Genomic DNA, 24504 nt, shown 5'->3' with positions numbered 1-24504 from the left:
TAACTTGCCGCTAAATTAATTCAAATGTTCGACGCGGATACGGACCACCGGCCCAACGACACCCTGGAGCGCTTCCAGCGCGGCAATCGCGTCGTTGATGTTCTGCTCGACCACGCGGTGGGTCAGCAGGATCATTGGCACCAGGCCGTCGTGTTCCTCGACTTCCTTCTGCATGATCGACTCGATGTTGATGCCGCGTTCCGAGAGGATACTCGCCACTTGGGCCAGCACGCCCGGATGATCCTTGGCCTGGATGCGCAGGTAGTAGGAGCTTTCGCACGCCTCGATCGGAAGAATCGGGTGCGCCGATAGCGAATCCGGCTGGAAGGCCAGGTGCGGCACACGGTTTTCCGGGTCCGAGGTCATGGCGCGAACCACGTCCACCAGGTCAGCAATGACCGAAGAGGCCGTCGGTTCCATGCCCGCGCCCGCGCCATAGAACAACGTCGAGCCAGAGGCATCGCCGTTGACCATCACCGCGTTCATCACGCCGTTGACGTTGGCGATCAGGCGGTCGGCCGGGATCAGGGTCGGGTGCACACGCAGCTCGATGCCGCTGGCGGTGCTGCGCGCCACGCCCAGGTGCTTGATGCGGTAGCCCAAGGCTTCGGCGTAGTTCACGTCAGCAGTGGTCAGCTTGGTGATGCCTTCGGTGTAGGCCTTGTCGAACTGCAACGGAATGCCGAACGCAATGGACGCCAGGATCGTCAGCTTGTGCGCTGCGTCGATGCCTTCCACGTCGAACGTCGGATCGGCCTCGGCGTAGCCCAGGGCCTGGGCTTCGGCGAGCACGTCTTCGAAGGTGCGACCCTTCTCGCGCATCTCGGTGAGGATGAAGTTACCGGTGCCGTTGATGATCCCCGCCACCCAGTTGATGCGGTTGGCCGACAGGCCCTCGCGGATCGCCTTGATCACCGGGATACCACCGGCCACGGCGGCTTCGAATGCCACGATCACGCCCTTCTCGCGGGCCTTGGCGAAAATCTCATTACCGTGAACGGCGATAAGCGCCTTGTTCGCGGTGACCACATGCTTGCCATTCTCGATGGCCTTGAGTACCAGCTCGCGGGCAACGGTATAGCCGCCCAACAGCTCTATGACGATGTCGATCTCAGGGTTCGTGGCCACTTCGAAGACATCGTTGGTAATCGCAATACCGGTCGTCTGGAACTGAGGCTTTGGCGTGCGCGTGGCAATTTGTGCCACTTCGATCCCACGCCCGGCACGACGAGAAATTTCCTCGGCGTTGCGCTGAAGTACGTTGAAGGTGCCGCCACCGACGGTACCTAACCCACAGATGCCTACTTTGACCGGATTCACTCTTGACTCCCCATGAAACGGCCGACGCAAGGTCGGCCGTGAAATACAGCCGCGCAGCAACGCGGCTCTGTGTTTAACGGCCCGACGAATGTGTTCGCCGAGCCGTGATCTTCAAAAGCGGACCGCCCATGTTCATTTCGCGCCCAGGGCCAGTTTGGCCACTTGTGGCGCCGGCTGGTAGCCCGGAATTACCTGACCATCGGCCAAAACAATCGCCGGCGTACCGTTCACGCCTATTGACTGTCCGAGCGCAAACTGCTTGGAAACCGGATTCTCGCACTTGGCGGCCTTGATTTCCTTGCCGTCGACCATCTTGTCCATGGCCGCTTTCTTGTCCTTGGAGCACCAGACCGCCTGCAACTGCTCATCGCCCGGCGAGCCCAGGCCCTGGCGTGGGAACGCCACATAGCGCACTTCGATGCCGCGCTTGTTCAGCTCCGGCACTTCGGCGTGCAGCTTGTGGCAATACGGACAGGTGGTGTCGGTGAACACGGTGATGTGGGACTTGGTTTCGCCGATCGCCGGGTAAACCACGGTTTCAGCGACCGGAATGCCGTTGATCAACTTGGAAATGCCCTGGCGCTCGGTCATCTCGGTGAGGTTGACCGGCTTGCCGTCCTTGAGCTCGAACAGGTTGCCCTGGACGATGTACTGACCGTCGGCGCTGGCGTACAGCACGCGGCTGCCCTTGAGCTTGACCTCATACAGGCCGGCCATGGGGCTGGCCGAGATGGCTTCGATCGGCACTTCGAGCTGGAGGTTTTCCAGGCTTTTGCGGATAGCCTTGTCGGCCGCGTCATCGGCGACAGCGAAGGTGCTGGCCAACGCAATGGCGGCGGCGGTGAACATCTGGATCAAACGCATGGGGACTCCTGAGGCGAACAAATGAGACGGGAAACGCCGACCCGCAGATTCGGGTTCCAACCGCCCACTGTGCAAACCGGCAAAGCCTACCACATAAGGCTGGCGTGGCCGAATGCCGCTGACGCACGACGCTTTTGTAAGCACACACAGGATTGATGTCGGCTGACACGCCGTCATCGCGAGCAAGCTCGCTCCCACAGGGATTTGTGGTGGACACGCAATTGCGGTCCGGCACCGCTCCAAAATGTGGGAGCGAGCTTGCTCGCGATGGCGTCAGCATTGACAACACCGCGGCAGATGTCAGCCACGAGGGTGGTGTTTGGCATGCAAGTCCTGCAACCGCGCCCGGGCGACGTGGGTATAGATCTGGGTGGTGGACAGGTCGCTATGGCCCAGCAGCATCTGCACCACCCGCAAGTCGGCACCGTGATTGAGCAGGTGTGTGGCGAAGGCATGGCGCAAGGTGTGGGGCGAGAGGGATTTATTGATCCCGGCCACCTTGGCCTGGTGCTTGATGCGGTGCCAGAACGTCTGGCGAGTCATCTGCTCGCCGCGCAAGCTGGGGAACAGCACATCGCTGGGGCGCCCGCCCAGCAATTCATGACGGGCATCGCGCATATAACGCTCGACCCAGACAATCGCTTCCTCGCCCATCGGCACCAGCCGCTCCTTGCTGCCCTTGCCCATCACCCGCAGCACGCCCTGGCGCAGGTTGACCTGTTCCAGCGTCAAGCTGATCAACTCGGTGACGCGCAAGCCACAGGCATACAGGACTTCCAACATGGCCCGGTCGCGCTGACCGATGGCCTCGCTGAGATCGGGTGCCGCCAGCAGCGCTTCCACATCGGCTTCCGACAGGGACTTGGGCAGCGGACGCCCCAGTTGCGGCATTTCCACGCGCAAGGTCGGGTCTACCGCAATCAGCTTTTCCCGCAGCAAATAGCGATAAAACCCACGCAGACCGGAGAGAAACCGCGCGGTCGAGCGGGGTTTGTAGTTCTGCTCCAGGCGCCACGCCAAGTGATCGAGGATCAACTCGCGGCCGGCATTGACCAGTTCCAGGTGATTTTCCTGCAACCAGCCGTTGAACAACGCCAGGTCGCTGCGGTAGGCATCGCGGGTGTTATCGGACAGGCCCTTCTCCAGCCACAGGGCGTCGAGAAACTGGTCTATCAGCGGATGATCGATGGCTGGCATAAGAACTCTTGAAGGATGCGGGCACACACGGCATCGAAATGGAAAATGAAGCCATGCAGGGTGCTCAAAGCGCAAATCGCAGGCAACAAAAAAGCAGCCCGCAGGCTGCTTTTTTTGCATCGGAAGCTGGACTTAAGCCAGTTTTTCCTTGATGCGAGCTGCTTTACCCGACAGGTCACGCAGGTAGTACAGCTTGGCTTTACGTACGTCACCGCGACGCTTGACAGCCATGCTGTCGATTTGCGGGCTGTAGGTCTGGAAAGTACGCTCTACGCCAACACCGTTGGAGATTTTACGAACGGTGAATGCACTGTTCACGCCACGGTTACGCTTGGCGATAACGACGCCTTCGAACGCTTGCAGACGGGAACGGTCACCTTCCTTCACTTTCACCTGAACGACAATGGTGTCGCCTGGGGCAAAGGTAGGGATTTCTTTGGTCATCTGCTCTGCTTCGAGTGCAAGGATGATTTTGTTAGTCATGCTGTGCTCCTAAGGCGAGTCGTCGGACTCACCATCGATACGTTGTTAACTATCGTCCCGCTCGCGGATGTATTCCTCGAGCAGCTTCTTCTCTTCTCCAGAAAGCGAGCGGCTTTCCAGAAGATCGGCGCGTCGTTCGTAGGTCCGACCAAGGGACTGCTGCAAACGCCAACGCCGGATGTGCGCGTGGTTGCCACTTAGCAACACGTCGGGAACACGCTGATCCGCATACACCTCCGGTCGGGTGTAGTGCGGGCAATCCAGCAGACCATCCGTAAAGGAATCTTCCTCAGCGGAATCTGCATGCCCTAAAGCTCCAGGCAGCAGTCGTGTAACCGCATCGATCAGGACCATCGCCGGCAGCTCGCCGCCAGACAGTACATAGTCGCCAATCGACCACTCTTCATCGACATGAGCTTCAATGAAACGCTCGTCAATGCCTTCATAACGGCCGGCAATCAGGATCAATGCATCCGATTTCGCCAGCTCGCGTACCGCCGACTGAGTCAGCTGGCGGCCTTGGGGCGACAGGTAGATCACCTTCGCACCCTCCCCGGCTGCCGTCCTGGCCTGAACCAGCGCATCTTCCAGGGGCTTGATCTTCATCACCATGCCCGGACCACCGCCAAACGGGCGATCGTCCACAGTGTGATGCCGATCCGTGGTGTAGTCCCGCGGATTCCAACAGGTGAGCTGCAACAGCTCCTGTTTCACCGCGCGGCTGGTTATGCCGTACTCGCTGATGGCGGAAAACATCTCGGGAAACAATGTAATGACTTCAACGCGCAAATTAGCCACGTTTAGAAATCCGCATCCCATTCCACCTTCATCTCGCCTGCGGCAAGGTCGACGGCCAACACGCATTGCTCGGTATAGGGCAACAGGCGTTCGCGATCATCCAGGCTGCCGACGCAAGGCTTGACCACCATGACATCGTTCGAACCGGTCTCGAGCAGGTGATCGATTTTCCCGAGCAATTGCCCGAGATGGTCGATGACCTTCAGACCCACCAACTGGTACCAGTAGTACTCGCCGTCGGTCAGTTCAGGGAACAGGTTGCGCGGCACGCAGATCTCATAACCGGCCAGAAGACGCGCTTCTTCACGATCATCGAGACCCTTGAGCTTCGCGACCAGGAACTTGTCGTTCCCGCGTCCGCTGACCAGCTCCACCTGTTTCACGCTACCTTCGCGCTTGAGCGTCCAGGTTTTGTAGTCCAACAGGTTCTTGATCGGATCAGTAAAGGAATACACCTTCACTTCGCCGCGAACGCCATGTACAGAATAGATCTTGCCGACAACGATCAAATCATCAGCATCTTTTGGCGTCGCGTTCATATTGCTCAGGCCGCAGCCTTAGCCGATTCCTTCAACAACTGAGCAACGCGCTCAGAAGGTTGTGCACCAACGCTCAGCCAGTAGGCTACGCGCTCTTGGTTCACGGACAGACGAACTTCCTGACCACGGGCAACAGGGTTGAAGAAACCAACCTGCTCCTTGTGGGAACCGTCACGCGGGTTGCGGCTGTCGGTTACGGTCAGGTGGTAAAACGGGCGCTTTTTGGAGCCGCCAAGGGCAAGACGGATTGTTAGCATGTGAACATCGTTCCTGTAGTCGGTGCTGCAAATCTAAATGCACAGCGGGCATAGGTGCCCGAAAGGCCGCATATTCTAAGGAATATCCGGACTTTTGCAAATGTCTTTTTCCGGCGCCATGCGCCATGCGATCAAGATTTGCCATAGAGCCGTCATGAAAAACGGCAGGTCAGCTCCCGCATAGCACGGGTTTGCTGGAGATCCCCGCATCCGTGCGGGGCAACGCCGGCACGACAGCCGGCGCAGATTCTTTACATTTTCGGCATGCCGCCGCCGGGCAACATACCGCCCATGCCGCGCATCATCTTGGCCATCCCGCCCTTGGCGGAGAATTTCTTCATCATCTTCTGCATCTGCTTGTGTTGCTTGATCAAGCGACCGATGTCCTGCACCTGGGTGCCGGAACCCATGGCGATGCGGCGCTTGCGCGAACCGCTGATCAGCTCAGGGTCGCGGCGCTCGGCCGGGGTCATGGAGTTGATGATCGCTTCCATCTGCTTGAACTGCTTTTCAGCCGCGCCCTGGGCATTGCCCATCTGCGCCAGGTTCACGCCACCGATGTTCGGCAGTTTGTCCATGAGGCCGCCAAGGCCGCCCATGTTCTTCATTTGTTGTAGCTGGTCGCGGAAGTCTTCGAGGTCGAAGCCCTTGCCCTTCTTCAGCTTCTTGGCCAGTTTGTCGGCCTTGTCCTTGTCGAGGGTCTGCTCGGCCTGCTCGATCAGGCTGAGCACGTCGCCCATGCCGAGGATGCGCGAGGCGATACGCTCGGGGTGGAACGGCTCGAGCGCTTCGCTCTTCTCGCCCATGCCGATGAACTTGATCGGCTTGCCCGTGATGGCCCGTACCGACAGCGCGGCACCGCCACGGGCGTCACCGTCGACTTTGGTCAGGATCACGCCGGTCAGCGGCAGTGCATCACCGAACGCCTTGGCGGTGTTGGCCGCGTCCTGGCCGGTCATGGCATCGACCACGAACAGGGTTTCCACCGGGTTGATCGCGGCATGCAGCGCCTTGATCTCGCCCATCATCTCTTCATCGATGTGCAGGCGACCGGCGGTATCGACGATGACCACGTCGATGAACTTGAGCTTCGCTTCCTTAATAGCCGCCTGGGCGATGTCCACCGGCTTCTGGCTCAGGTCGGACGGGAAAAACGTCACGCCGATGTCGTTGGCCAGGGTTTCCAGCTGCTTGATCGCCGCCGGACGGTAGATGTCCGCCGACACCACCATCACCGACTTCTTCTTGCGCTCTTTAAGGAAGCGCGCCAGCTTGCCGGCCGTCGTGGTCTTGCCCGCGCCCTGCAGACCGGCCATCAGCACCACCGCTGGCGGTACGGCGGCGAGGTTCAGGTCTTCGTTGGCGACGCCCATCAGGCTTTCGAGCTCGGCCTGGACGATCTTCACGAACGCCTGGCCCGGCGTCAGGCTGCGCGACACTTCGGTGCCGACGGCGCGTTCCTTGACCGAATTGACGAAGTCCTTGACCACCGGCAGGGCGACGTCGGCTTCGAGCAACGCCATGCGCACTTCGCGCAGGGTGTCTTTGATGTTGTCTTCGGTCAGTTTCGCCTTGCCGGTGACATGGCGCAGCGTCTGCGAGAGACGGTCGGTTAGGTTTTCAAACATGCGCGATCCTTTCAGGCCCAGATGAGACCGGGATAATGGCGGCCCAGACCGTGAAAAATGTGCTCGGCGAGCCTGCGGCGTGGGCAGGTCGCGGATTATAGCGAAGAAGCGTGCGGCGTACACCTGCTGTGGTCTTTCGTGTGGAGGGGGTTCTATGCCAAACTCAGCGCCTTTCGGGCTTGCCTAACAGGATTTATGCTCCCCTTGTCACCCAGCTTGCTTGCCACCCTCGCCGCCGCTTGCCTTTATGCCGCTGCGACCTTCTATCAAGGCACCCGCCTGGCCACCGGTGCCAAGGCGAACAAACGCCTGCTGGTCACGCTTGGCGTGCTGGCGGTGCTCGGCCACGCGGCCAGCCTTTATACCCACCTGATGACGCCGATCGGCCTGGGCCTGGATTTCTTCAACGCCGCCAGCCTGATCGCCGTCGCCGTGATCGCCCTGACGTTGCTGGCCTGCTCGCGCATCCCGGTGGAAAACCTGCTGGTGCTGCTGTTCCCACTGGGGCTGGCCACGGTGTTGCTGGCGCAGTTCGCGCCGTCGGGCACCGTGCAGATCATCGACGAAGAGCCGGGCATCCTCGCCCACATCCTGCTGTCGATCCTCGCCTACGGCCTGTTCACCATCGCCGTGTTCCAGGCCCTGTTGCTGCTGGTGCAGGATCACCAGCTCAAGAACAAGCACCCCTCCGGGCTGATCCGCAACTTCCCGCCGCTGCAAACCATGGAAAGCCTGTTGTTCGGTTTCCTCTGGGCCGGCTGGAGTCTGCTGTCGCTGTCATTGATCTCCGGCTGGTTGTTCGTCGAGAACCTGTTCGCCCAGCACCTGGTGCACAAGACCCTGCTGGCCTGCCTGGCGTGGGTGGTCTTCAGCGTGCTGCTGTGGGGCCGCAACCGCCTCGGCTGGCGTGGGCACAAAGCGATTCGCTGGACCCTGGCCGGTTTCTGCCTGCTGATGCTGGCGTACTTCGGCAGCAAGCTGGTCCGTGAATACATCCTGCATATCTGACGGACGGCCCTGATGGATACGTTGCCCGTAGCGCCGTTGTTCGCCGTGCTGGTGGTGCTGATCCTCTGGTCGGCCCTGTTCACGGCCATCGAAGCCGCCCAGCAATACCTGCTGGCGCAGCGCACGGCTTCGCGCGCCAGTGACAAACCACTGGCGACATTGAGCTTCCCGCTGCCCAGCCTGATCCTGTGCAATACCCTCTGTCGCGCCCTGGCCGTGGTCATCGGCACCTTGCTGGCGATTTTTACCTGGCTGGAAAACGGCCCCTGGGTCGCCTGGCTCGGCACCAGCGCCGCCCTGCTGGTGTTCGCCGACTACCTGCCGCGCACCCTGGCCAGCCGCCAGCCCGACGCGGTACTGGCACTGGGTAATACCTTGCTGGGCATACCATTGAAGATCCTCTATCCCTTTGCCTGGCTGTTGAATGGCACCAGTCAGTTGTTGCTGCGTCCATTTGCCCGCAAGCCCGGCATGGTGCAGCAGAGCGACGACGAAATGCCCGCGCCACCACGCAGCGAGCAGGAGTCAGAGCAAGGCAGTGGCCGGCTGCATCCGATTTCCGGCATCCACGCCCTGGACAACATCACCGTCAACGATATCCTCGTGCCCCGCAGCGAGGTCGATGGGATCAACCTCGACGACCCCATCGGCGAGATCATCGAACAGTTGCGCCTGAACCGACGAACGCGCCTGCCGGTGTTCCACAGCGATATCAACCAGGTCGAAGCGGTGCTCAACACCCGCCAGATCCGTCACCTGCTGGCGGACGCGAGCCTGACCAAGGAAGCGCTGCTGGCCGCCTCCCATGAACCCTACTTCGTGCCCGAAAGCACACCCTTGCAGCTGCAACTGCTGAATTTCCACAAGCAGCAGCGGCGCCTGGGCATGGTGGTGGACGAATACGGCGAAGTACTGGGCATCGTCACCCTGGAAGACATCCTCGAAGAAATCGTCGGCGAATTCGAGAGCCAGCACAGCCTCGACAACCCCCACGTCCATCCCCAGCCCGATGGCCGCCTGATGATCGATGGCGCGGCGTCGATCCGCGAATTGAACAGAACCCTGGGCTGGCATCTGCCTTGCGACGGCCCCAAGACCCTCAACGGGCTGGTGACCGAAGCCCTGGAAACCATCCCCGAAAGCCCGGTCTGCCTGAAAATCGGGCGTTATCGGCTGGAAATCATCGAGACCGTGGACAACCGCGTCAGCCAGGTGTTGGCGTGGCATAACAGTTCGGTGCCTGCCACCTCTTAGTTCCCAACAGTCCCAAAGTGAAACACAGTTGTGGCGAGGGGATTTATCCCCGTTGGGTCGCGCAGCGGCCCCAAACTGTTAGTCAGTTGCCTCAGATTCGGCGCAACGTCTTTTTGGGACTGCTTCGCAGTCCAACGGGGATAAATCCCCTCGCCACAAAAGCTCGTTTCGGCGTCAACAGGTATTGTTGATTCATTAGCCCCCTTCCTATACTCAACCCGCTTACCCAGCTCCGCCCGAACCCCGTGCCTACCCCGCGCCCGGTCGGTTCCGGCCAGACCATCGACAAAATCCGCATCAGCCCTGGGACTGTTCCTACCCGAAACAGCGACGGGATACCCGCCCCCATCCCTGGGCGTTCGACCATAATAATTCGCTCCAACGGAGCACATGACTGTCAGGGATAACCGCATGACGACCGCTACCTGCAACGAGGCTGTGCCTGCCCAGCCGACCAACTCGGCCACTCGCGTGGCGACCGCGAGTTTCATCGGCACTGCCATCGAGTTCTACGACTTCTACGTCTATGCCACGGCGGCGGCCCTGGTGATCGGGCCGGTGTTCTTCCCACAAACCTCAGGCACGGCACAGATGCTGTCGTCATTCCTGACGTTCGGCATCGCCTTCCTCGCCCGTCCGCTGGGTTCTGCGCTGTTCGGCCATTTCGGCGACCGGATCGGCCGCAAGTCGACGCTGGTGGCCTCCCTGCTGCTGATGGGGGTGTGCACCACGCTTATTGGCGTGCTGCCCGGCTACGCCAGCATTGGTGCCTGGGCGCCGATCCTGCTGTGCCTGCTGCGATTCGGCCAGGGCCTGGGGTTGGGGGGCGAATGGGGCGGAGCGGCGCTGCTGGCCACCGAGAACGCGCCCAAGGGCAAGCGCGCCTGGTTCGGCATGTTCCCCCAACTGGGGCCTTCCATCGGCTTCCTGGCGGCCAACGGGCTGTTCCTGACCCTGGCCATGAGCCTGGATGACGAGCAGTTCCGCGCCTGGGGCTGGCGGATTCCGTTCCTGCTCAGTGCCGTGCTGGTGATCGTCGGCCTCTACGTGCGGCTCAAGCTCCATGAAACCCCAGTGTTCGCCAATGCCATGGCCCGCCAGGAGCGGGTCAAAGTGCCATTGGTCGAGCTGTTCGGCCAATACTGGGCGCCGACCTTGCTGGGCGCGGCAGCGATGGTGGTGTGTTACGCGCTGTTCTACATCTCGACGGTGTTTTCCCTGAGCTACGGCGTGTCCACCCTCGGCTACAGCCGCGAGACCTTCCTGGGCCTGCTGTGCTTCGCCGTACTGTTCATGGCCGCCGCTACGCCGTTGTCCGCCTGGGCCAGCGACCGCTACGGGCGCAAACCGATCTTGATCATCGGCGGCCTGCTGGCGATTGCCTCGGGTTTCCTCATGGAACCGTTGCTGACCCACGGCTCGACCGGCGGCGTGGCGCTGTTCCTGTGCATCGAGCTGTTCCTGATGGGGGTGACCTTCGCCCCCATGGGCGCCTTGCTGCCGGAACTGTTTCCGACTCACGTGCGCTATACCGGCGCCTCGGCGGCCTACAACCTGGGCGGTATCGTCGGCGCCTCGGCGGCACCGTTCTTCGCCCAGAAACTGGTGGCGATGGGCGGCTTGAGCTATGTCGGAGGCTATGTTTCAGCAGCCGCGCTGCTCAGCGTCATCGCCGTACTGTGCCTGAAGGAAACGCGCCACAACGACTTGAACCGGGTCGCCTGACGCGCCTCTCGTAGGAGCTGCCGCAGGCTGCGATCTTTTGATCTTTCACTTGAGACTCAAGCGTCAGAGGAAAGATCGCAGCTTCGCTTCGCTCGGCAGCTCCTATTGGGTAAACCGGCCAATGAAATAACCGTTAACAATCGCCCACCATTGAAACCACCCCCCACCTGCCCCATCTAAGACCCATACCCCATTGCGCAGGTGCCCCATGAGCGACCAGCACTCTACTGAAGCCACTAACGACTACGCTGATTCCGAACACATCGAACACACGTCCTCCGGCACTGGCCTGGCGCTGCCCGGCCAGAACCTGCCGGACAAGGTCTACATCATCCCCATTCACAATCGCCCCTTCTTCCCGGCCCAGGTGTTGCCGGTCATCGTCAACGAAGAACCGTGGGCCGAGACCCTGGAACTGGTGGCCAAGTCCGATCACCACTCCCTGGCCCTGTTCTTCATGGACACGCCCCAGGAAGACCCGCGCCATTTCGATACCTCGAAACTGCCGCTGTACGGCACGCTGGTGAAGGTCCATCACGCCAGCCGGGAAGGCGGCAAGCTGCAATTCGTCGCCCAGGGCCTGACCCGCGTGCGCATCCGCACCTGGCTCAAGCACCATCGCCCACCGTACCTGGTGGAAGTCGAATACCCGCACCAGCCGAGCGAGCCAACCGACGAGGTCAAGGCCTACGGGATGGCGCTGATCAACGCGATCAAGGAACTGCTGCCGCTCAATCCGCTGTACAGCGAAGAGCTGAAGAACTACCTCAACCGCTTCAGCCCCAACGACCCTTCGCCGCTGACCGACTTCGCCGCCGCGCTCACCTCCGCCACCGGCAATGAGCTGCAGGAAGTGCTCGACTGCGTGCCCATGCTCAAGCGCATGGAAAAAGTGCTGCCGATGCTGCGCAAGGAAGTCGAAGTGGCGCGGCTGCAGAAAGAAATTTCCGCCGAGGTCAACAACAAGATCGGCGAACACCAGCGCCAGTTCTTCCTCAAGGAGCAACTCAAGGTCATCCAGCAGGAACTGGGGCTGACCAAGGACGACCGTAGCGCCGACATCGAACAATTCGAACAGCGACTGGAAGGCAAAGTGCTGTCGGCCCAGGCGCAGAAGCGTATCGAAGAGGAGATGAACAAACTCTCGATCCTGGAAACCGGCTCGCCGGAATACGCCGTCACCCGCAATTACCTGGATTGGGCGACTTCGGTGCCGTGGGGCGTGTATGGCCAGGACAAACTCGACCTCAAGCATGCGCGCAAGGTGCTCGATCAGCACCACGCCGGCCTGGACGACATCAAGGACCGCATCCTCGAATTCCTCGCAGTCGGTGCCTACAAAGGCGAGATCAGCGGTTCCATCGTGCTGCTGGTGGGCCCGCCGGGCGTGGGCAAGACCAGCGTCGGCAAGTCCATCGCCGAATCCCTGGGCCGGCCGTTCTATCGCTTCAGCGTCGGCGGCATGCGTGATGAAGCCGAGATCAAGGGCCATCGACGCACCTACATCGGTGCCCAGCCGGGCAAGCTGGTGCAGGCGCTCAAGGATGTCGAAGTGATGAACCCGGTGATCATGCTCGACGAAATCGACAAGATGGGCCAAAGCTACCAGGGCGACCCGGCCTCGGCCTTGCTGGAGACCCTCGATCCGGAGCAGAACGTCGAGTTTCTCGATCATTACCTGGATTTGCGCATGGACCTGTCCAAGGTGCTCTTCGTGTGCACCGCCAATACCCTGGACTCGATCCCCGGCCCGCTGCTGGACCGGATGGAAGTGATCCGCCTGTCGGGCTACATCACCGAAGAAAAAGTCGCCATCGCCAAGCGCCACCTGTGGCCCAAGCAACTGGCCAAGGCCGGTGTGTCCAAGGGCAGCCTGAGCATCAACGACAGCGCCCTCAAGGCCCTGATCGACGGTTACGCCCGTGAGGCCGGGGTGCGACAGCTGGAGAAACAGCTGGGCAAACTGGTGCGCAAGGCGGTGATGAAGCTGATCGACGACCCGAAAGCGGTGATCAAGCTCGGGCCGAAGGACCTCGAGGCCTCCCTGGGCAAACCCGTGTTCCGCAACGAGCAGGTGTTGTCCGGCATCGGCGTGATTACCGGCCTGGCCTGGACCAGCATGGGCGGTGCGACCTTGCCGATCGAAGCGACGCGCATCCACACCCTCAATCGCGGCTTCAAGCTGACCGGGCAACTGGGAGAGGTGATGAAGGAGTCGGCGGAGATCGCCCACAGCTACGTCAGTTCGCACCTGAAGCAATTCGGCGGCGATCCGAAGTTTTTTGACGAGGCCTTCGTCCACCTGCACGTACCGGAAGGCGCCACACCCAAGGACGGCCCGAGCGCCGGCGTGACCATGGCCAGTGCCCTGCTGTCCCTGGCCCGCAACCAGCCGCCGAAAAAAGGCGTGGCCATGACCGGCGAACTGACCCTCACCGGGCACGTCTTGCCAATTGGCGGCGTACGCGAGAAGGTCATCGCGGCGCGCCGGCAGAAAATCAACGAACTGATCCTGCCAGAAGCCAACCGGGGCAACTTCGAGGAATTGCCGGACTACCTCAAGGAAGGGGTGACGGTGCACTTTGCCAAGCGGTTTGCGGATGTGGCAAAGGTGTTGTTCTGAGGGTTTTGTAGCGGCTGTGCCGGCCTGATCGCGAGCAAGCTCGCTCCCACAGGGGATTTGTGATGTTCACAGCATTTGTGATCCACACCAAACCCTGTGGGAGCGAGCTTGCTCGCGATGGCGCCATCAGCAACAACACATCCCCACCTGACACACCCAGTAGCATCTTCGGTTATGCTCGCCGTTCGTCGTGAATGCCGGAGCCGTTGCCCTTATGTCCCCCACTCGCCTGCTCGTCCCCCTCAGCCTCGCCCTGCTGAGCGCTTGCGCCACGCAAACCAGCAACAACGTGACCGTGGAGAAACTGAGCCAGTGCCCCGTGAGGCTCAATAACGGACAGAGCCTGATCCTGAGCCTGCCCAGCAACCCCAGCACCGGTTATCGCTGGGCGATCCAGGATTCGGCCGGTGGCGTGTTGAAGGGCTTGGGGCCGGAGGTTTATCGCAACCCGGAAGACGCCGGCATCGTTGGCGCCGCGGGTGTCTCGACCTGGCGCTTCCAGGCGTTCAGCACCGGCACCGGGCGCTTGCGCCTGACTTATCAACAACCTTGGGCGCCGGAAGTACCGCCCGTGGAAACCTTTGACTGCGCTATCGCGGTGAACTGACCGTGGGTTGGCTGATCCTCGCACTGATGGGTGCGGCCACCTACCTGTACGGCCTGGCCATGCATGCCACGCTGCTGTGCCTGCTGGTCAAGCCCATGCCGGTGCTGGCCCTGCTCGGCTGGCTGCACGATGCGCCGCCCAGCGAATATCGGCGCTGGATCAGCCTCGGGCTGATTTTTTCGCTGATGGGCGATGTGTTGCTGGCCTGGCCGGGGGATCTGTTCGTGTTCGGCCTTGGTGCGTTTCTGCTGGCGCACCTGGCCTACCTGAAAGCCTACCTCAGCGACTGCCGCCGACCGGCGCTGCTGCCCTTGGTCCTGGCCTTGGGCATCGGCGCGGTGCTCCTGGCAATCCTGGTGGCGAGTGGTCTCGGGCCGTTGCTGGTGCCGGTGGTGATCTACGGCCTGGTCATCAGCGCCATGCTCTGGCGGGCGTTGGCACGACTGGGCACCGACGTCCCCAAACGTTCGGCGTGGCTGGCCGCCGCCGGGGCGCTGGCGTTTGTGTTTTCCGACAGCCTCATCGGCATCAACCGGTTCGTGCAACCCTTCCATGCCGCGCCTTACCTGATCATCGTCAGTTATTGGCTGGGCCAATGGGGCATTACCGCGTCGGCGTTCGCCCAAAAACCACACTGAGCCAAATAATGTGGGAGCGAGCTTGCTCGCGATAGCGGTCTGTCAGTCAACATTATGGCCGGCTGAACCATCGCCATCGCGAGCAAGCTCGCTCCCACTGGTTTTTTGGTTAAAATGCCGGCCTTTTCACCACCCATGCCGCTGGAACCGCCGTGAGCAAAGACCCTGATCGCCTATTCGCCCAACCCCTGGCCCAAGTGCCGGACTTCGCCTTCAACGAGGACGTGGTGCGGGTGTTTCCGGACATGATCAAGCGTTCGGTGCCGGGTTACCCGACCATCGTCGAAAACCTCGGCGTGCTCGCCGCGCAGTTCGCCCAGCCGGGCAGCGTGCTCTACGACCTCGGCTCGTCCCTGGGCGCGGTGACCCAGGCCCTGCGCCGCCATGTGCGCACCGACGGTTGCCGGGTGATCGCGGTGGATAACTCGACGGCCATGGTCGAGCGCTGCCGTGAATACCTCAACGGCCAGGACTCGATGTTCCAGGAGCTGCTGCCGGTGGAAGTGATCGAAGGCGATATCCTCGCCCTGACGTTCCAGCCAGCCTCGGTGGTGGCACTGAATTTCACTCTGCAATTCATCGCGCCGGACCAGCGCACCGCCCTGTTGAGCCGCATCCGCCAGTCGTTGCTGCCCGGTGGCGCCCTGATCCTGTCGGAAAAATTGCGTTTCAACGATGCAGAGGAACACGCCCTGCTCACCGACCTGCACGTGGCGTTCAAACGCGCCAACGGCTACAGCGAGCTGGAGATTGCCCAGAAACGCAGCGCCATCGAAAACGTCATGAAGCCCGACAGCCTCGAAGAACACCGCGAGCGCCTCTTGGCGGCCGGCTTCTCGAAAGTCGTGCCGTGGTTCCAGTGTCTTAACTTCGCCTCGTTGATTGCCCTGCCATGATTGATCTGTCTCCCCTCGCCCGCCATCTGGCCGGCACGCCCCTGGCCGATTGGGCCGCGACGCTGCAGACGCAACTCGACAGCAAGATGGAAAAGGGCCACGGCGACCTGGAGCGCTGGCAAAGCGCCCTCGATGCGCTGCCGGTTTTGCAACCCACCACCGTCGACCTGCTGAATGGCCTGACGCTCGACACCGATTGTTCCGACGAAACCCGCGGGCAAATGCGTACCGCGTTGATGGGCCTGTCACCCTGGCGCAAAGGGCCTTTCAACCTGTTCGGCGTGCACGTGGACACCGAATGGCGCTCGGACTGGAAGTGGTCGCGGGTGGCTCCGCACCTGGATCTTGCGGGCAAGCGCATCCTCGATGTGGGCTGCGGCAACGGTTACTACATGTGGCGCATGCTCGGCGCCGGGGCGGACACGGTGATCGGCGTCGACCCCAACTGGCTGTTCTTCTGCCAGTTCCAGGCGGTACAGCGCTACCTGTCGCAGCCCAACGCCTGGCATTTGCCATTCCCCTTCGAGGCCCTGCCAGCGGAACTGGAAGGCTTCGACACGGTGTTTTCCATGGGCGTGTTCTACCATCGCCGTTCGCCGATCGAACACTTGCTCGCCTTGAAGGATTGCCTGGTCAAGGGCGGCGAACTGGTCTTGGAAACCCTGGTGATCGAAGGCGACGAACACCAGGTGCTGGTGCCCGAGGACCGCTACGCGCAGATGCGCAACGTGTGGTTCCTGCCGTCGGTCCCGGCCCTGGAACGCTGGCTGCGCCGCGCGGGGTTCAGGGACGTGCGTTGCGTGGACGTGAGCCTGACGACCGTGGAGGAACAGCGCAGCACCGAGTGGATGAAGTATCAGTCATTGAGTGATTTCCTCGACCCCGCCGACCACAGCAAAACCATCGAAGGGCTGCCGGCGCCGATGCGGGCGGTGATTGTGGCGCGCAAATAATTAGCCCACACACCACAACCCCTGTGGGAGCGAGCTTGCTCGCGATGACGGACGGTCAGTTAAGACAAATGTTGACCGACCCACCGCTATCGCGAGCAAGCTCGCTCCCACAAGGGCTCGGTGTTAGTCCGGGGCTTTGGCTCTTCGGGCCTTGAAGAACTCACTCAGCACCGTACTGCACTCCTCGGCCAGCACCCCGCCCTCGAACATCACCCGATGGTTCAGGAAATCCTGGCTGAAAAACTGCCCCTGGCTCTGCACGATGCCAGCCTTGGGCTCCAGGGCGCCATAGACGACCCGGGCGATACGCGAGTGGACGATGAGGCCGGCGCACATGCTGCACGGCTCCAGCGTCACATACAGGGTGCTGCCGGGCAGGCGATAGTTGCTCACCGCCTGGGCGGCAGCGCGGATGGCGACCATTTCCGCATGGGCGCTGGGATCGTGGCCGCTGATCGGGCAGTTGAAGCCGCGCCCGATGATCTCGCCGTCCTGCACCAGCACCGCGCCCACCGGCACTTCCCCCAGGGCGGCGCCTTGGGCGGCGAGGGCCAGGGCTTCGCGCATGAAGTCCTGGTCACGACTGCGGTCGATGATCCTGGCGGGGCGAATCTGGCGCATCACGCCACCTCGATGGCGGCCATCAGGCCGGTTTCCATGTGGTCGATCACATGGCAGTGGAACATCCACACCCCTGGATTATCCGCCACCAGCGCCACCTGCGCCCGTTCGTTCTTGCCCAGCAAGTAAGTGTCAGTGAAATACGGCACGACCTTGTGCCGGTTCGACGCGATCACCTTGAAGCTCATGCCGTGCAAATGGATCGGATGCTGGTACTGAGTCATGTTCTTCAATTCGAAAATGTAGCTCTGGCCTTTCTTCAGCGTGGCGATCGGCCGGTCGGCGCAGGTCTTGTCGGTGATGTCCCAGGCCTTGCCGTTGATCTGCCACAGGCTCGGTGGCTTGCCGTTGTCGACATTGACCGACACCGAGCCGACCCATTCGAAATTGAAGTTGAGTTTCTCGGCATTGGCCAGGTCCGGCTCGGACACCGGGTTGGCTGGCAGCGCTGGCGGCCATTGGGTCGGGGCGTCACTGTTGGGCACCGAACGCAAGGTGCCCAGGCGCACCGGGCCATTGCGCAACGACAATTCCTCGCCGGCCGGCGGCGCCTTGATCGCCAGGCAAATGCGCATGCCCGGGCCCAGCCAGTATTCCTTGCCCAGCGGGCGCGGTTCGATGGGGTTGCCGTCCAGCGCATAGATCTGCGCTTCAACCCCTGGGATGTTGAGACGGTAAGTCAGGGTGTTGTCGAGGTTGAGCAAACGCACCCGGGTGATCTGCCCGGCCGGTAGGTCGATCACCGCCTGCGGCACACCGTTGATGGTCGCCAACCGCCCGGCCGTACCGCCACGGGCCGCTTCACGGGGAATGCTGAACGCGACGAACTCGCCCTGCTCATCCACATGCCAGCTCTTGAGGCTCAGGGTCTGTTCGTATTTGAAGCCGGTGGGCTCACGCTCTTCGATGATCAGCGGCCCCACCAGCCCACGTCCCAGCTCTTCGCTGCTGTTGACATGGGGGTGGTACCAGTAACTGCCGGCGTCCGGCACGCGGAATTTGTAATCGAAATACTCGCCCGGCAGCACCGGCAACTGCGAGACGTACGGTACGCCGTCCATCTCCAGCGGCAAACGGATACCGTGCCAATGAATGGTGGTGGCGACCGGCAGGTGATTGATGAAGCGCACCCGCAACCACTTGCCCTGGCGCACCCGCAGCTCGGTGCCCGGCGCCGAAGGGCCGAACGCCCAGGCCTGGGTCTTGTGCCCGGCCACCAGTTCCACGTCCAGGGGCGCCGCGATCAGTTCATAGTCGTGACCGGCTTCGGCGTCGGCCCGCTTGCCCAGCCAGTACCGCGACGCACCGCCTGCACCCACACCAACGACAACAAGACCGGCCAGGCCACCGAGTATTTGGCGACGGGTAAAGGACATGGACACAACCACCTATTGAATCTGCGGCGAACCGGGAGGTCCGCAAAAGGCGAATACGATACACCCGCAGATGAGAAACAGTAAGGCCAGCGAAAATGAAAAAAACAAAATGAAAATGCCCTGGGGAAGTTATCCACAGGGCATTATTTCGTGCACATCCAAGCAGGCCTTTTCGGCAGAAGTCAGTCCACTCGCGGGTTACGTATTGCTGCGCCGCGGCGTGAAGAAGGCCAACGCCGCCGCAACGATGAACAACGCGGGCACATCGCCCACCAGATGGCCGACGTGGCTTGTCCCGTCCATCCCGACGCCAAAAGACTGCACGGCCATGATCGCGCCGTGCACGACGCTCGACCACACGGTGAACCAGATCAGGCTCAAATGTTTCATCGGATCGCGCGACGCCATCAGCAAGAACACACCGAGCGTCGCATAGATGCCGACGATCATCAGCGGGTACTGGGAATGGCCGCTGTGCCACGCCCAGCCGGACGGCCACAGGATCATCAGCGGCCAGATCGCGAATATGGCGATCAGACCGACGATGATCAAAACGATGCGCAAGGCGGCCAGTTTCTGAGTGTCATTCATGGCAGGCTCCTTATTGCGACCTGTTCATCGCCGCAATGGGTGCCAAGAGTATAGAACGCATCTAGCCTCACCGACCCAGTACAGACCGTTCGACGACAACGTATTTGTACATGGCTGGTTTACCGAAAGACCGCTTCCGTAAGCCCTTGCGACTCAATCCACAGCCTCGCAGCGACGCTCGTATCCAGTGCTTGCGCAGGAACCTTGGCAATGGCCGGATAGCCGCGTGTTTCGCCGAGCCTGTCCGGGCCGTAATAGGCGCCGCCTTGAGCCTGCGGTGACGTCGCGGCGAAGAGGGTCGGCAACGCCCCCTGCGCTGCCGGCTGGAACAGGAACCACATATAACGACGAGCCATGCCCGGAACGCTCCGTGCGCCGGCGCCATTGGGCAACAGATCGGTGCGCGAAATGCCAGGATGGGCAGCGATGCTCTGGATGCCCCAGCCCGCAGCATTGCTGCGGCGTTGCAATTCAAGGGCGAACATCAGGCAAGCGAGTTTCGATTGGCTGTAAACCGGCATCGGCTTGTAGCTGCGCTGAGCTTGCAGATCATCGAAGTCGATCGTGCCGCTTCGGGCGGCGACGCTTGAAAGACTGACCACCCGTGGCTTGTTGCCTTTGCGCAGCAGCGGCAGCAGTTGGGCAGTCAAGGCGAAGTGCCCCAGGTAATTCGTGCCGAACTGCAACTCGAATCCGTCACAAGTCACCTGACGCTTCGGCGGCGCCATCACTGCCGCGTTGTTGATCAGCAAGTCCAGGCTGTCGCGCGAACTTCGCAGACGCTCGCCGAACGACTCGATGGATTCGAGGCTGGCGAGGTCCAGTGCCCCGAAAGTCACATTCGCGCCGGGAACCCTTTGGCGAATCTGATCGACTGCTGCGGCGCCTTTCGACGGATTTCGACCGGCGATGATGACATTCGCACCGGCACGGGCCAGCGCCAGCGCGTCTTGCAAGCCAAGGCCGCCAGTACCGGTGACGACCGCCGTACGGCCGCGTTGGGAAGGGATGTCGGAAACTGTCCAGTGGGTCATGATCCTTGCCTGCCGAGAAGTTGGAATATACACTAGGTGCACATAAATATGCACTCAGTGCTAACTCTGCTGCACTTAGTGCAGAAATGCAATAGGCCATCGGAATGTCAGAATCCTTCCCTCCCGCAGATGCGGCACCCACAGAAGGCTTGCGGGAAAGCAAGCGCCGCGAAACACGCCAGCGCATCGCCGAGGCCGGCCAGCGCTTGTTCCTCGCCAACGGTTACGAAGGCACAACGCTGGACACCATCGCGGCAGCGGCGGGTATCTCGCGCCGCACGTTTTTCTCGTACTTCAAATCGAAGGACGACATCATCTTGTTCTGGCAGGACGCCGATTCGGCCAGGCTGATTGCCGATCTGCTGAAGACATCGCCCGACGTACCGCCCCTCGATGCCGTTCGCGATGTGATGGTCAAGCACATCGCGCGCTACACGACCGAGCAGATGACAGCCGTGGACAATCTCATGCGTTCGAGCGAATCGCTTCTTGCGCGCAAGCAGGCGTACTACGCGCAACAGGAACAAGCGCTGTTCAACACGCTGTGTGAGGTCTGGCGGCAACCTGAGCGGCGGTTGGCCCTTCGGATGGTGGCTGTGGTGTCCGTCGGTGCGATGAGACTCGCGCTCCAGGCGTGGCGGGATCAGACCGGCCAGCGAAAGCCGGTGGCCAAATTCCTGCAGGACGCCTTTGACAGTTTGAAAACAGAGCTTTGACTGTAGCGACGGGGCGTTTGCGGGTGGACATTGATACCGGACGCGGCAGAACTGCCGCGTCCGGTTCGGGAGAAGCCTCGGCGCGCGCCGAGGCCATGCAGCGAGGTCACGGGACCCGTGTTCAGCCGATCGCGGCTGTTGGTTAAAGCGTCGGAACGGTGCCGCCGTCGATCCGATACTCGGCCCCTGCGATCGAAGCGGACCGAGGAGACGCCAGGAAGGCGATCAAATCGGCCACCTCTTGTGGTGTGGCCGGTCGGCCCACTGGAATTCCTCCCAGCCAATCCATGATGATTTTCTTGCCGCCCTCGTAATCCGTTCCGGCGTCTGCCGCCATCCGCTGCGCAAACGCTACGGAAGCCTCGGTCTCAATCCAGCCCGGCGCAACGCTCAGCACGCGAACGCCCTTCGGCGTCACCTCTCTCGCCAGAGACTTGCTGTAGGTCGTGAGGGCCCCCTTGGCTGCGGCGTAGGCGGTGGTGGACTCGGGCAGAGGCAGCACGCGCTGGATGGAGCTGACGTGGATGATGACGCCGGAGCCCTGAGCCAGCATCGCTGGCAGCAACGCACGATCCAGGCGTACGGCAGGCATCAAGTTCAGGTTCAGCTCGGCGAACCAGTGCTCATCACTGATCGCGGCGAAACCGCCACCGGGAGTCTTCGAACCGCCGAGCACGTTGATCAGGATATCGACGCCGCCCCAGTCCTGCAGGAGGGTCTGAGCAAGGTGATTCGTACCTTGCGCCGTCGACAGATCGGCCGCCACGTAGTTGACGCCCTCCACCGGCTCCGCTGGCAGGGTGCGCGCGGATGTCGCCACCCGAGCGCCGGCCTCCACAAGGGTTTTCACGACGGCAGCGCCAAGGCCCAGCGTGCCGCCGGTGACCAATGTCCGCAGGCCACTCAGATGAAGGTCGAAGCTCATGCCGTGATCTCCAGCGATGCGATCAGGCCGCGTTCAAGGCGAAAGCGGTAGGACATAACGATCGGGCTGCCAGGGAAGTTGCCGGTGACGTTGGCGCGGACAACTTGAAAGCCGTCCTCTTTTTCAATGGCGAACGGCACGCTCGTCGCGCTGTACTTGGCCGATGCCTCGGCCATAAAGGCCTTGATGGCATCGATGCCCGTGTAGGTACGACCGTCGTCCTTCATGACGGCTTGCGCGGTGAAGCAATGCGCCAAGGCGTCGGGGTCGTGTTCGGCCGCGAAGTACGCGGCAATAGGCTCAGGAAGGGTCAACGTGTTCAAGTTTTGGCTCCATGGGGTCAGCGAAGGCCTCAGGATGCGCGTCAACGTGAATTCAGTGAATATACTAGAATCTTTATAGGTTATTTAGGAAACGATACAGAATGCGCGGATCCGATTTCGCTGAGCTGAAGGCCTTCGTAGCCGTCGTGGAACGCCAGAGCTTTGCCCGAGCTGCCGAGCATTTGGGCCTATCGCCGTCAGCACTCAGCCAGACCATCCGGCAGCTCGAAGGCCGCATCGGCGCTCGCCTTCTGAATCGCACAACTCGAAGCGTCGCGCCATCGGCCAGTGGCGAACGGCTCTACAGGCGCATAGCGCCATTGTTTCGGGAGATGGCTGCTGCAGTCGCCCAAGCCAGTGAGGCGACAGGACAGATGAGCGGCACGCTTCGCATCAACACGCTGGGGATCGCAGCGCGAACCATCATCGCGCCCCGGCTTTCACGCTTTCATCAAGCACACCCTGACGTGGTTCTCGACATCGTGGTCGACGACGCGCTCGCCGACATCGTCGCTGGCCGCTTTGATGCCGGCATCCGCGTGGGTGGGCAACTCGAGAAAGACATGGTTGCCGTCCGCCTCACGCCGGACCTGAACATGGTGGCCGTGGCCTCCCCGGACTATATCGCGCGTAAAGGAACCCCCAAGTCTCCTGCCGATTTGCATAACCATACATGCATCAACTGGCGGCTCCAGATGGACGGCAGGCACTATCGCTGGGAGTTCAAGAAACGAGGGCAGCGGCTCGAAGTGGCGGTGGACGGCCCCGTCGTCACCAATCATGCCGACATCGGCATTGCTGCTGCGCTGAACGGGCTCGGCATTGCCTATCACTTCGAGCGAGATGGCGTGGGCGAGCTCTTGGCCCAGGGACGGCTGGTCCAGGTCCTGCCGGACTGGTCGATTTCACGCCCGGGGCTGTTCCTCTACTATCCGAGCCGCCAGCATCGACCAGCCCTCCTCGGGGCGTTCATCGACTGTCTCCTGGATCGAAAACCGTTCGATCGGCGCTAGGCCTCAGGACGAGTCGCCATAGCGTCGGCAAACACCATGGAGTGGCCTATGGCTTCCAGCACAAAAGAGATGGCAGCAGCATGCGCATTTCCGCTTTTAAAGCGGTAAGTTCCAGGATTTGGCCATAGCACATTTATACTATGGTTTCGATACGAGGCTTAATTCTAAACTACTGACAGAATTCTAACTCACCCTAAAAAAATGAGAAAACCATGACAAAATTAAAACTCGTTGCAGCGGTTTCTGTTTTGGTGGCATTAGCTGGATGCAATGTCATTGCCAGCAAAACTAATGTACTCACTGATGACCAAATAAAATCCCAGGCTGGCGGGGCCCTCGGGTATTCTCCTGAAGAGCTGACTTTGATAAGCCGCCGGACGGAAGGAACCAATACGTTCGCCGCGTTGAAGTCCAAAGATAATCAACAGTTTAATTGCATTATCAACGGCGGGAATCTCTTGACGTTTGGCATGACCAACCCACCATCCTGTGCTAAAAAAGGCCAGCCACCCGTTAGCGCCACCCCATTCGGTGGTTGATTTTTAAAGACACTGCATACCAAGAGCTTCTTTAATATTTAGTTGAGTTTTACTCCTTATATAGAGTTGCTCTTGGCTTCCTGGAGAGAAGTGATTTCGAGTTATGAGTTTTCATAACTTGAATTTTTTGATTTTGATTAGACTAGTGTGCTGTTCGCCAGATAGGCTTGGTATCGGTCAGCATGGCAATCAATCGGATTCCATGTAAAAAATACCATGCTTAGAAAAGCACTCGCGCACAATGATAAAACCCAACGAAACCGGGCTTGTCATGAGATTTGATACCACGCCCTAGCCTGCCAAGGCGAAGCCCGGTGCTCCGGCGTCGTTCAGCAGGCGATCGATGGCGCGCTGGTCTTGGGGTGTCGAAGCGCCCGCGAACGCGAGCGCGACCGGCCCCAGGTCGAGGTCGAACAGGCGATTGCCTGCGCGGGATTGGTAGTAGTAGTCGCGCTTGGGCTGCGCGGTGGCGACGATCTCGATCTGTCGGCTGGTGAGGCCGAAGCCTTCGTAGATCGTGCGAATCTGCGGCTCGGTGGCCTGCGGGTTCGGGAGGAAGGTGCGGCTGGCGCACGT

The 24504-nt window shown here is 61.1% G+C and carries 25 protein-coding genes and 1 pseudogene; 11 read left to right on the top strand and 15 right to left on the bottom strand.

Annotation, left to right across the window (positions count from 1 at the left end; translation table 11 throughout):
• Positions 1-15 precede the first annotated feature (15 nt).
• The 8 genes from BM321_RS08810 to ffh form a co-directional block, all read right to left on the bottom strand.
• Complete coding sequence (locus tag BM321_RS08810) at positions 16-1320, bottom strand: homoserine dehydrogenase (RefSeq protein ID WP_092442231.1); 1305 nt, start codon at positions 1318-1320, stop codon at positions 16-18.
• 132 nt (positions 1321-1452) lie between these two features.
• Positions 1453-2184 (bottom strand): DsbC family protein, encoded by a 732-nt coding sequence (locus tag BM321_RS08805; RefSeq protein ID WP_092202309.1) that lies wholly within the window; start codon positions 2182-2184, stop codon positions 1453-1455.
• A 300-nt stretch (positions 2185-2484) separates the two neighbouring features.
• Positions 2485-3381 carry a site-specific tyrosine recombinase XerD gene (gene xerD, locus BM321_RS08800; RefSeq protein WP_092202311.1) on the bottom strand — a complete coding sequence of 299 codons (897 nt, stop codon included), beginning with the start codon at positions 3379-3381 and terminating at the stop codon, positions 2485-2487.
• Between the two features lie 132 nt (positions 3382-3513).
• Positions 3514-3864, bottom strand: a complete 351-nt coding sequence (gene rplS / locus BM321_RS08795; RefSeq protein WP_003175895.1) for a 50S ribosomal protein L19 — start codon at positions 3862-3864, stop codon at positions 3514-3516.
• A 45-nt stretch (positions 3865-3909) separates the two neighbouring features.
• The gene (gene trmD, locus BM321_RS08790; RefSeq protein WP_170842268.1) at positions 3910-4683 is read right to left on the bottom strand and encodes a tRNA (guanosine(37)-N1)-methyltransferase TrmD; all 774 of its coding nucleotides are present in this window, start codon (positions 4681-4683) and stop codon (positions 3910-3912) included.
• Positions 4665-5201 carry a ribosome maturation factor RimM gene (gene rimM, locus BM321_RS08785; RefSeq protein WP_058544503.1) on the bottom strand — a complete coding sequence of 179 codons (537 nt, stop codon included), beginning with the start codon at positions 5199-5201 and terminating at the stop codon, positions 4665-4667. The genes trmD and rimM overlap by 19 nt, the downstream gene beginning before the upstream one ends.
• A gap of 5 nt (positions 5202-5206) precedes the next feature.
• The gene (gene rpsP / locus BM321_RS08780; protein WP_003198088.1) at positions 5207-5458 is read right to left on the bottom strand and encodes a 30S ribosomal protein S16; all 252 of its coding nucleotides are present in this window, start codon (positions 5456-5458) and stop codon (positions 5207-5209) included.
• A 251-nt stretch (positions 5459-5709) separates the two neighbouring features.
• Positions 5710-7086 carry a signal recognition particle protein gene (gene ffh / locus BM321_RS08775; protein ID WP_092331543.1) on the bottom strand — a complete coding sequence of 459 codons (1377 nt, stop codon included), beginning with the start codon at positions 7084-7086 and terminating at the stop codon, positions 5710-5712.
• 195 nt (positions 7087-7281) lie between these two features.
• On the opposite strand from ffh, the gene BM321_RS08770 reads away from it, so the two are divergent.
• The 8 genes from BM321_RS08770 to cmoB all read left to right on the top strand — a co-directional run bounded on the left by BM321_RS08770 (position 7282) and on the right by cmoB (position 16790).
• Positions 7282-8094: a cytochrome C assembly family protein gene (locus BM321_RS08770; RefSeq protein WP_092202315.1), complete on the top strand. Its 813-nt coding sequence runs from the start codon at positions 7282-7284 to the stop codon at positions 8092-8094.
• Between the two features lie 12 nt (positions 8095-8106).
• On the top strand, positions 8107-9348 hold the full coding sequence (locus BM321_RS08765) for an HlyC/CorC family transporter (protein ID WP_092442230.1): 1242 nt from the start codon (positions 8107-8109) through the stop codon (positions 9346-9348).
• Positions 9349-9759: 411 nt separating this feature from the next.
• Positions 9760-11073: an MFS transporter gene (locus tag BM321_RS08760; RefSeq protein ID WP_092442229.1), complete on the top strand. Its 1314-nt coding sequence runs from the start codon at positions 9760-9762 to the stop codon at positions 11071-11073.
• A gap of 208 nt (positions 11074-11281) precedes the next feature.
• A complete protein-coding gene (gene lon, locus BM321_RS08755; RefSeq protein ID WP_092331554.1) occupies positions 11282-13696 on the top strand; it encodes an endopeptidase La in 2415 nt (804 codons plus the stop codon).
• A gap of 214 nt (positions 13697-13910) precedes the next feature.
• Positions 13911-14303 (top strand): protease inhibitor I42 family protein, encoded by a 393-nt coding sequence (locus BM321_RS08750; protein ID WP_092442228.1) that lies wholly within the window; start codon positions 13911-13913, stop codon positions 14301-14303.
• A gap of 2 nt (positions 14304-14305) precedes the next feature.
• Positions 14306-14941 carry a lysoplasmalogenase gene (locus BM321_RS08745; protein WP_092442227.1) on the top strand — a complete coding sequence of 212 codons (636 nt, stop codon included), beginning with the start codon at positions 14306-14308 and terminating at the stop codon, positions 14939-14941.
• A 152-nt stretch (positions 14942-15093) separates the two neighbouring features.
• Positions 15094-15837 carry a carboxy-S-adenosyl-L-methionine synthase CmoA gene (gene cmoA / locus BM321_RS08740; protein ID WP_092253852.1) on the top strand — a complete coding sequence of 248 codons (744 nt, stop codon included), beginning with the start codon at positions 15094-15096 and terminating at the stop codon, positions 15835-15837.
• Positions 15834-16790, top strand: coding sequence for a tRNA 5-methoxyuridine(34)/uridine 5-oxyacetic acid(34) synthase CmoB (gene cmoB, locus BM321_RS08735; RefSeq protein ID WP_092442226.1), 957 nt, complete (start codon positions 15834-15836; stop codon positions 16788-16790). Before cmoA ends, cmoB begins: the two co-directional genes overlap by 4 nt.
• 123 nt (positions 16791-16913) lie before the next feature.
• Here the strand turns inward: cmoB and tadA are convergent, their stop codons facing one another.
• From tadA to BM321_RS08715, 4 genes are all read right to left on the bottom strand, one after another.
• A complete protein-coding gene (gene tadA / locus BM321_RS08730; RefSeq protein ID WP_092202329.1) occupies positions 16914-17411 on the bottom strand; it encodes a tRNA adenosine(34) deaminase TadA in 498 nt (165 codons plus the stop codon).
• Complete coding sequence (locus BM321_RS08725) at positions 17411-18787, bottom strand: multicopper oxidase family protein (protein ID WP_092442225.1); 1377 nt, start codon at positions 18785-18787, stop codon at positions 17411-17413. The genes tadA and BM321_RS08725 overlap by 1 nt, the downstream gene beginning before the upstream one ends.
• Positions 18788-18985: 198 nt before the next feature.
• Positions 18986-19378 carry a DUF6632 domain-containing protein gene (locus tag BM321_RS08720; RefSeq protein WP_092442224.1) on the bottom strand — a complete coding sequence of 131 codons (393 nt, stop codon included), beginning with the start codon at positions 19376-19378 and terminating at the stop codon, positions 18986-18988.
• 119 nt (positions 19379-19497) lie between these two features.
• Complete coding sequence (locus BM321_RS08715) at positions 19498-20412, bottom strand: SDR family oxidoreductase (RefSeq protein ID WP_092442223.1); 915 nt, start codon at positions 20410-20412, stop codon at positions 19498-19500.
• Positions 20413-20516: 104 nt separating this feature from the next.
• Here BM321_RS08715 and BM321_RS08710 point away from each other — a divergent pair, with 104 nt between their 5' ends.
• Positions 20517-21128: a TetR/AcrR family transcriptional regulator gene (locus BM321_RS08710; protein WP_092202335.1), complete on the top strand. Its 612-nt coding sequence runs from the start codon at positions 20517-20519 to the stop codon at positions 21126-21128.
• 142 nt (positions 21129-21270) lie between these two features.
• On the opposite strand, the gene BM321_RS08705 is transcribed toward BM321_RS08710, so the two are convergent.
• On the bottom strand, positions 21271-22053 hold the full coding sequence (locus tag BM321_RS08705; RefSeq protein ID WP_092442222.1) for an SDR family oxidoreductase: 783 nt from the start codon (positions 22051-22053) through the stop codon (positions 21271-21273).
• The gene (locus BM321_RS08700) at positions 22050-22376 is read right to left on the bottom strand and encodes a nuclear transport factor 2 family protein (RefSeq protein WP_092442221.1); all 327 of its coding nucleotides are present in this window, start codon (positions 22374-22376) and stop codon (positions 22050-22052) included. Before BM321_RS08700 ends, BM321_RS08705 begins: the two co-directional genes overlap by 4 nt.
• Positions 22377-22477: 101 nt before the next feature.
• Between BM321_RS08700 and BM321_RS08695 the strand changes: the two genes are divergently transcribed.
• The gene (locus BM321_RS08695) at positions 22478-23389 is read left to right on the top strand and encodes a LysR family transcriptional regulator (RefSeq protein WP_092442220.1); all 912 of its coding nucleotides are present in this window, start codon (positions 22478-22480) and stop codon (positions 23387-23389) included.
• Between the two features lie 212 nt (positions 23390-23601).
• A complete protein-coding gene (locus tag BM321_RS08690) occupies positions 23602-23928 on the top strand; it encodes a hypothetical protein (RefSeq protein WP_092442219.1) in 327 nt (108 codons plus the stop codon).
• Between the two features lie 303 nt (positions 23929-24231).
• Here BM321_RS08690 and BM321_RS30820 read toward each other — a convergent pair.
• Positions 24232-24504 (bottom strand): annotated as a pseudogene (locus tag BM321_RS30820) (conjugal transfer protein TrbE); the annotation flags it as partial.

Origin of the sequence: Pseudomonas sp. NFIX10 (genome assembly GCF_900111955.1) — a bacterium.
In the GTDB taxonomy this organism is placed as follows: domain Bacteria; phylum Pseudomonadota; class Gammaproteobacteria; order Pseudomonadales; family Pseudomonadaceae; genus Aquipseudomonas; species Aquipseudomonas fluorescens_AA.
The sequence above is the reverse complement of the archived record's forward strand: the minus strand, read 5'-3'. Positions and strand labels throughout refer to the sequence as shown.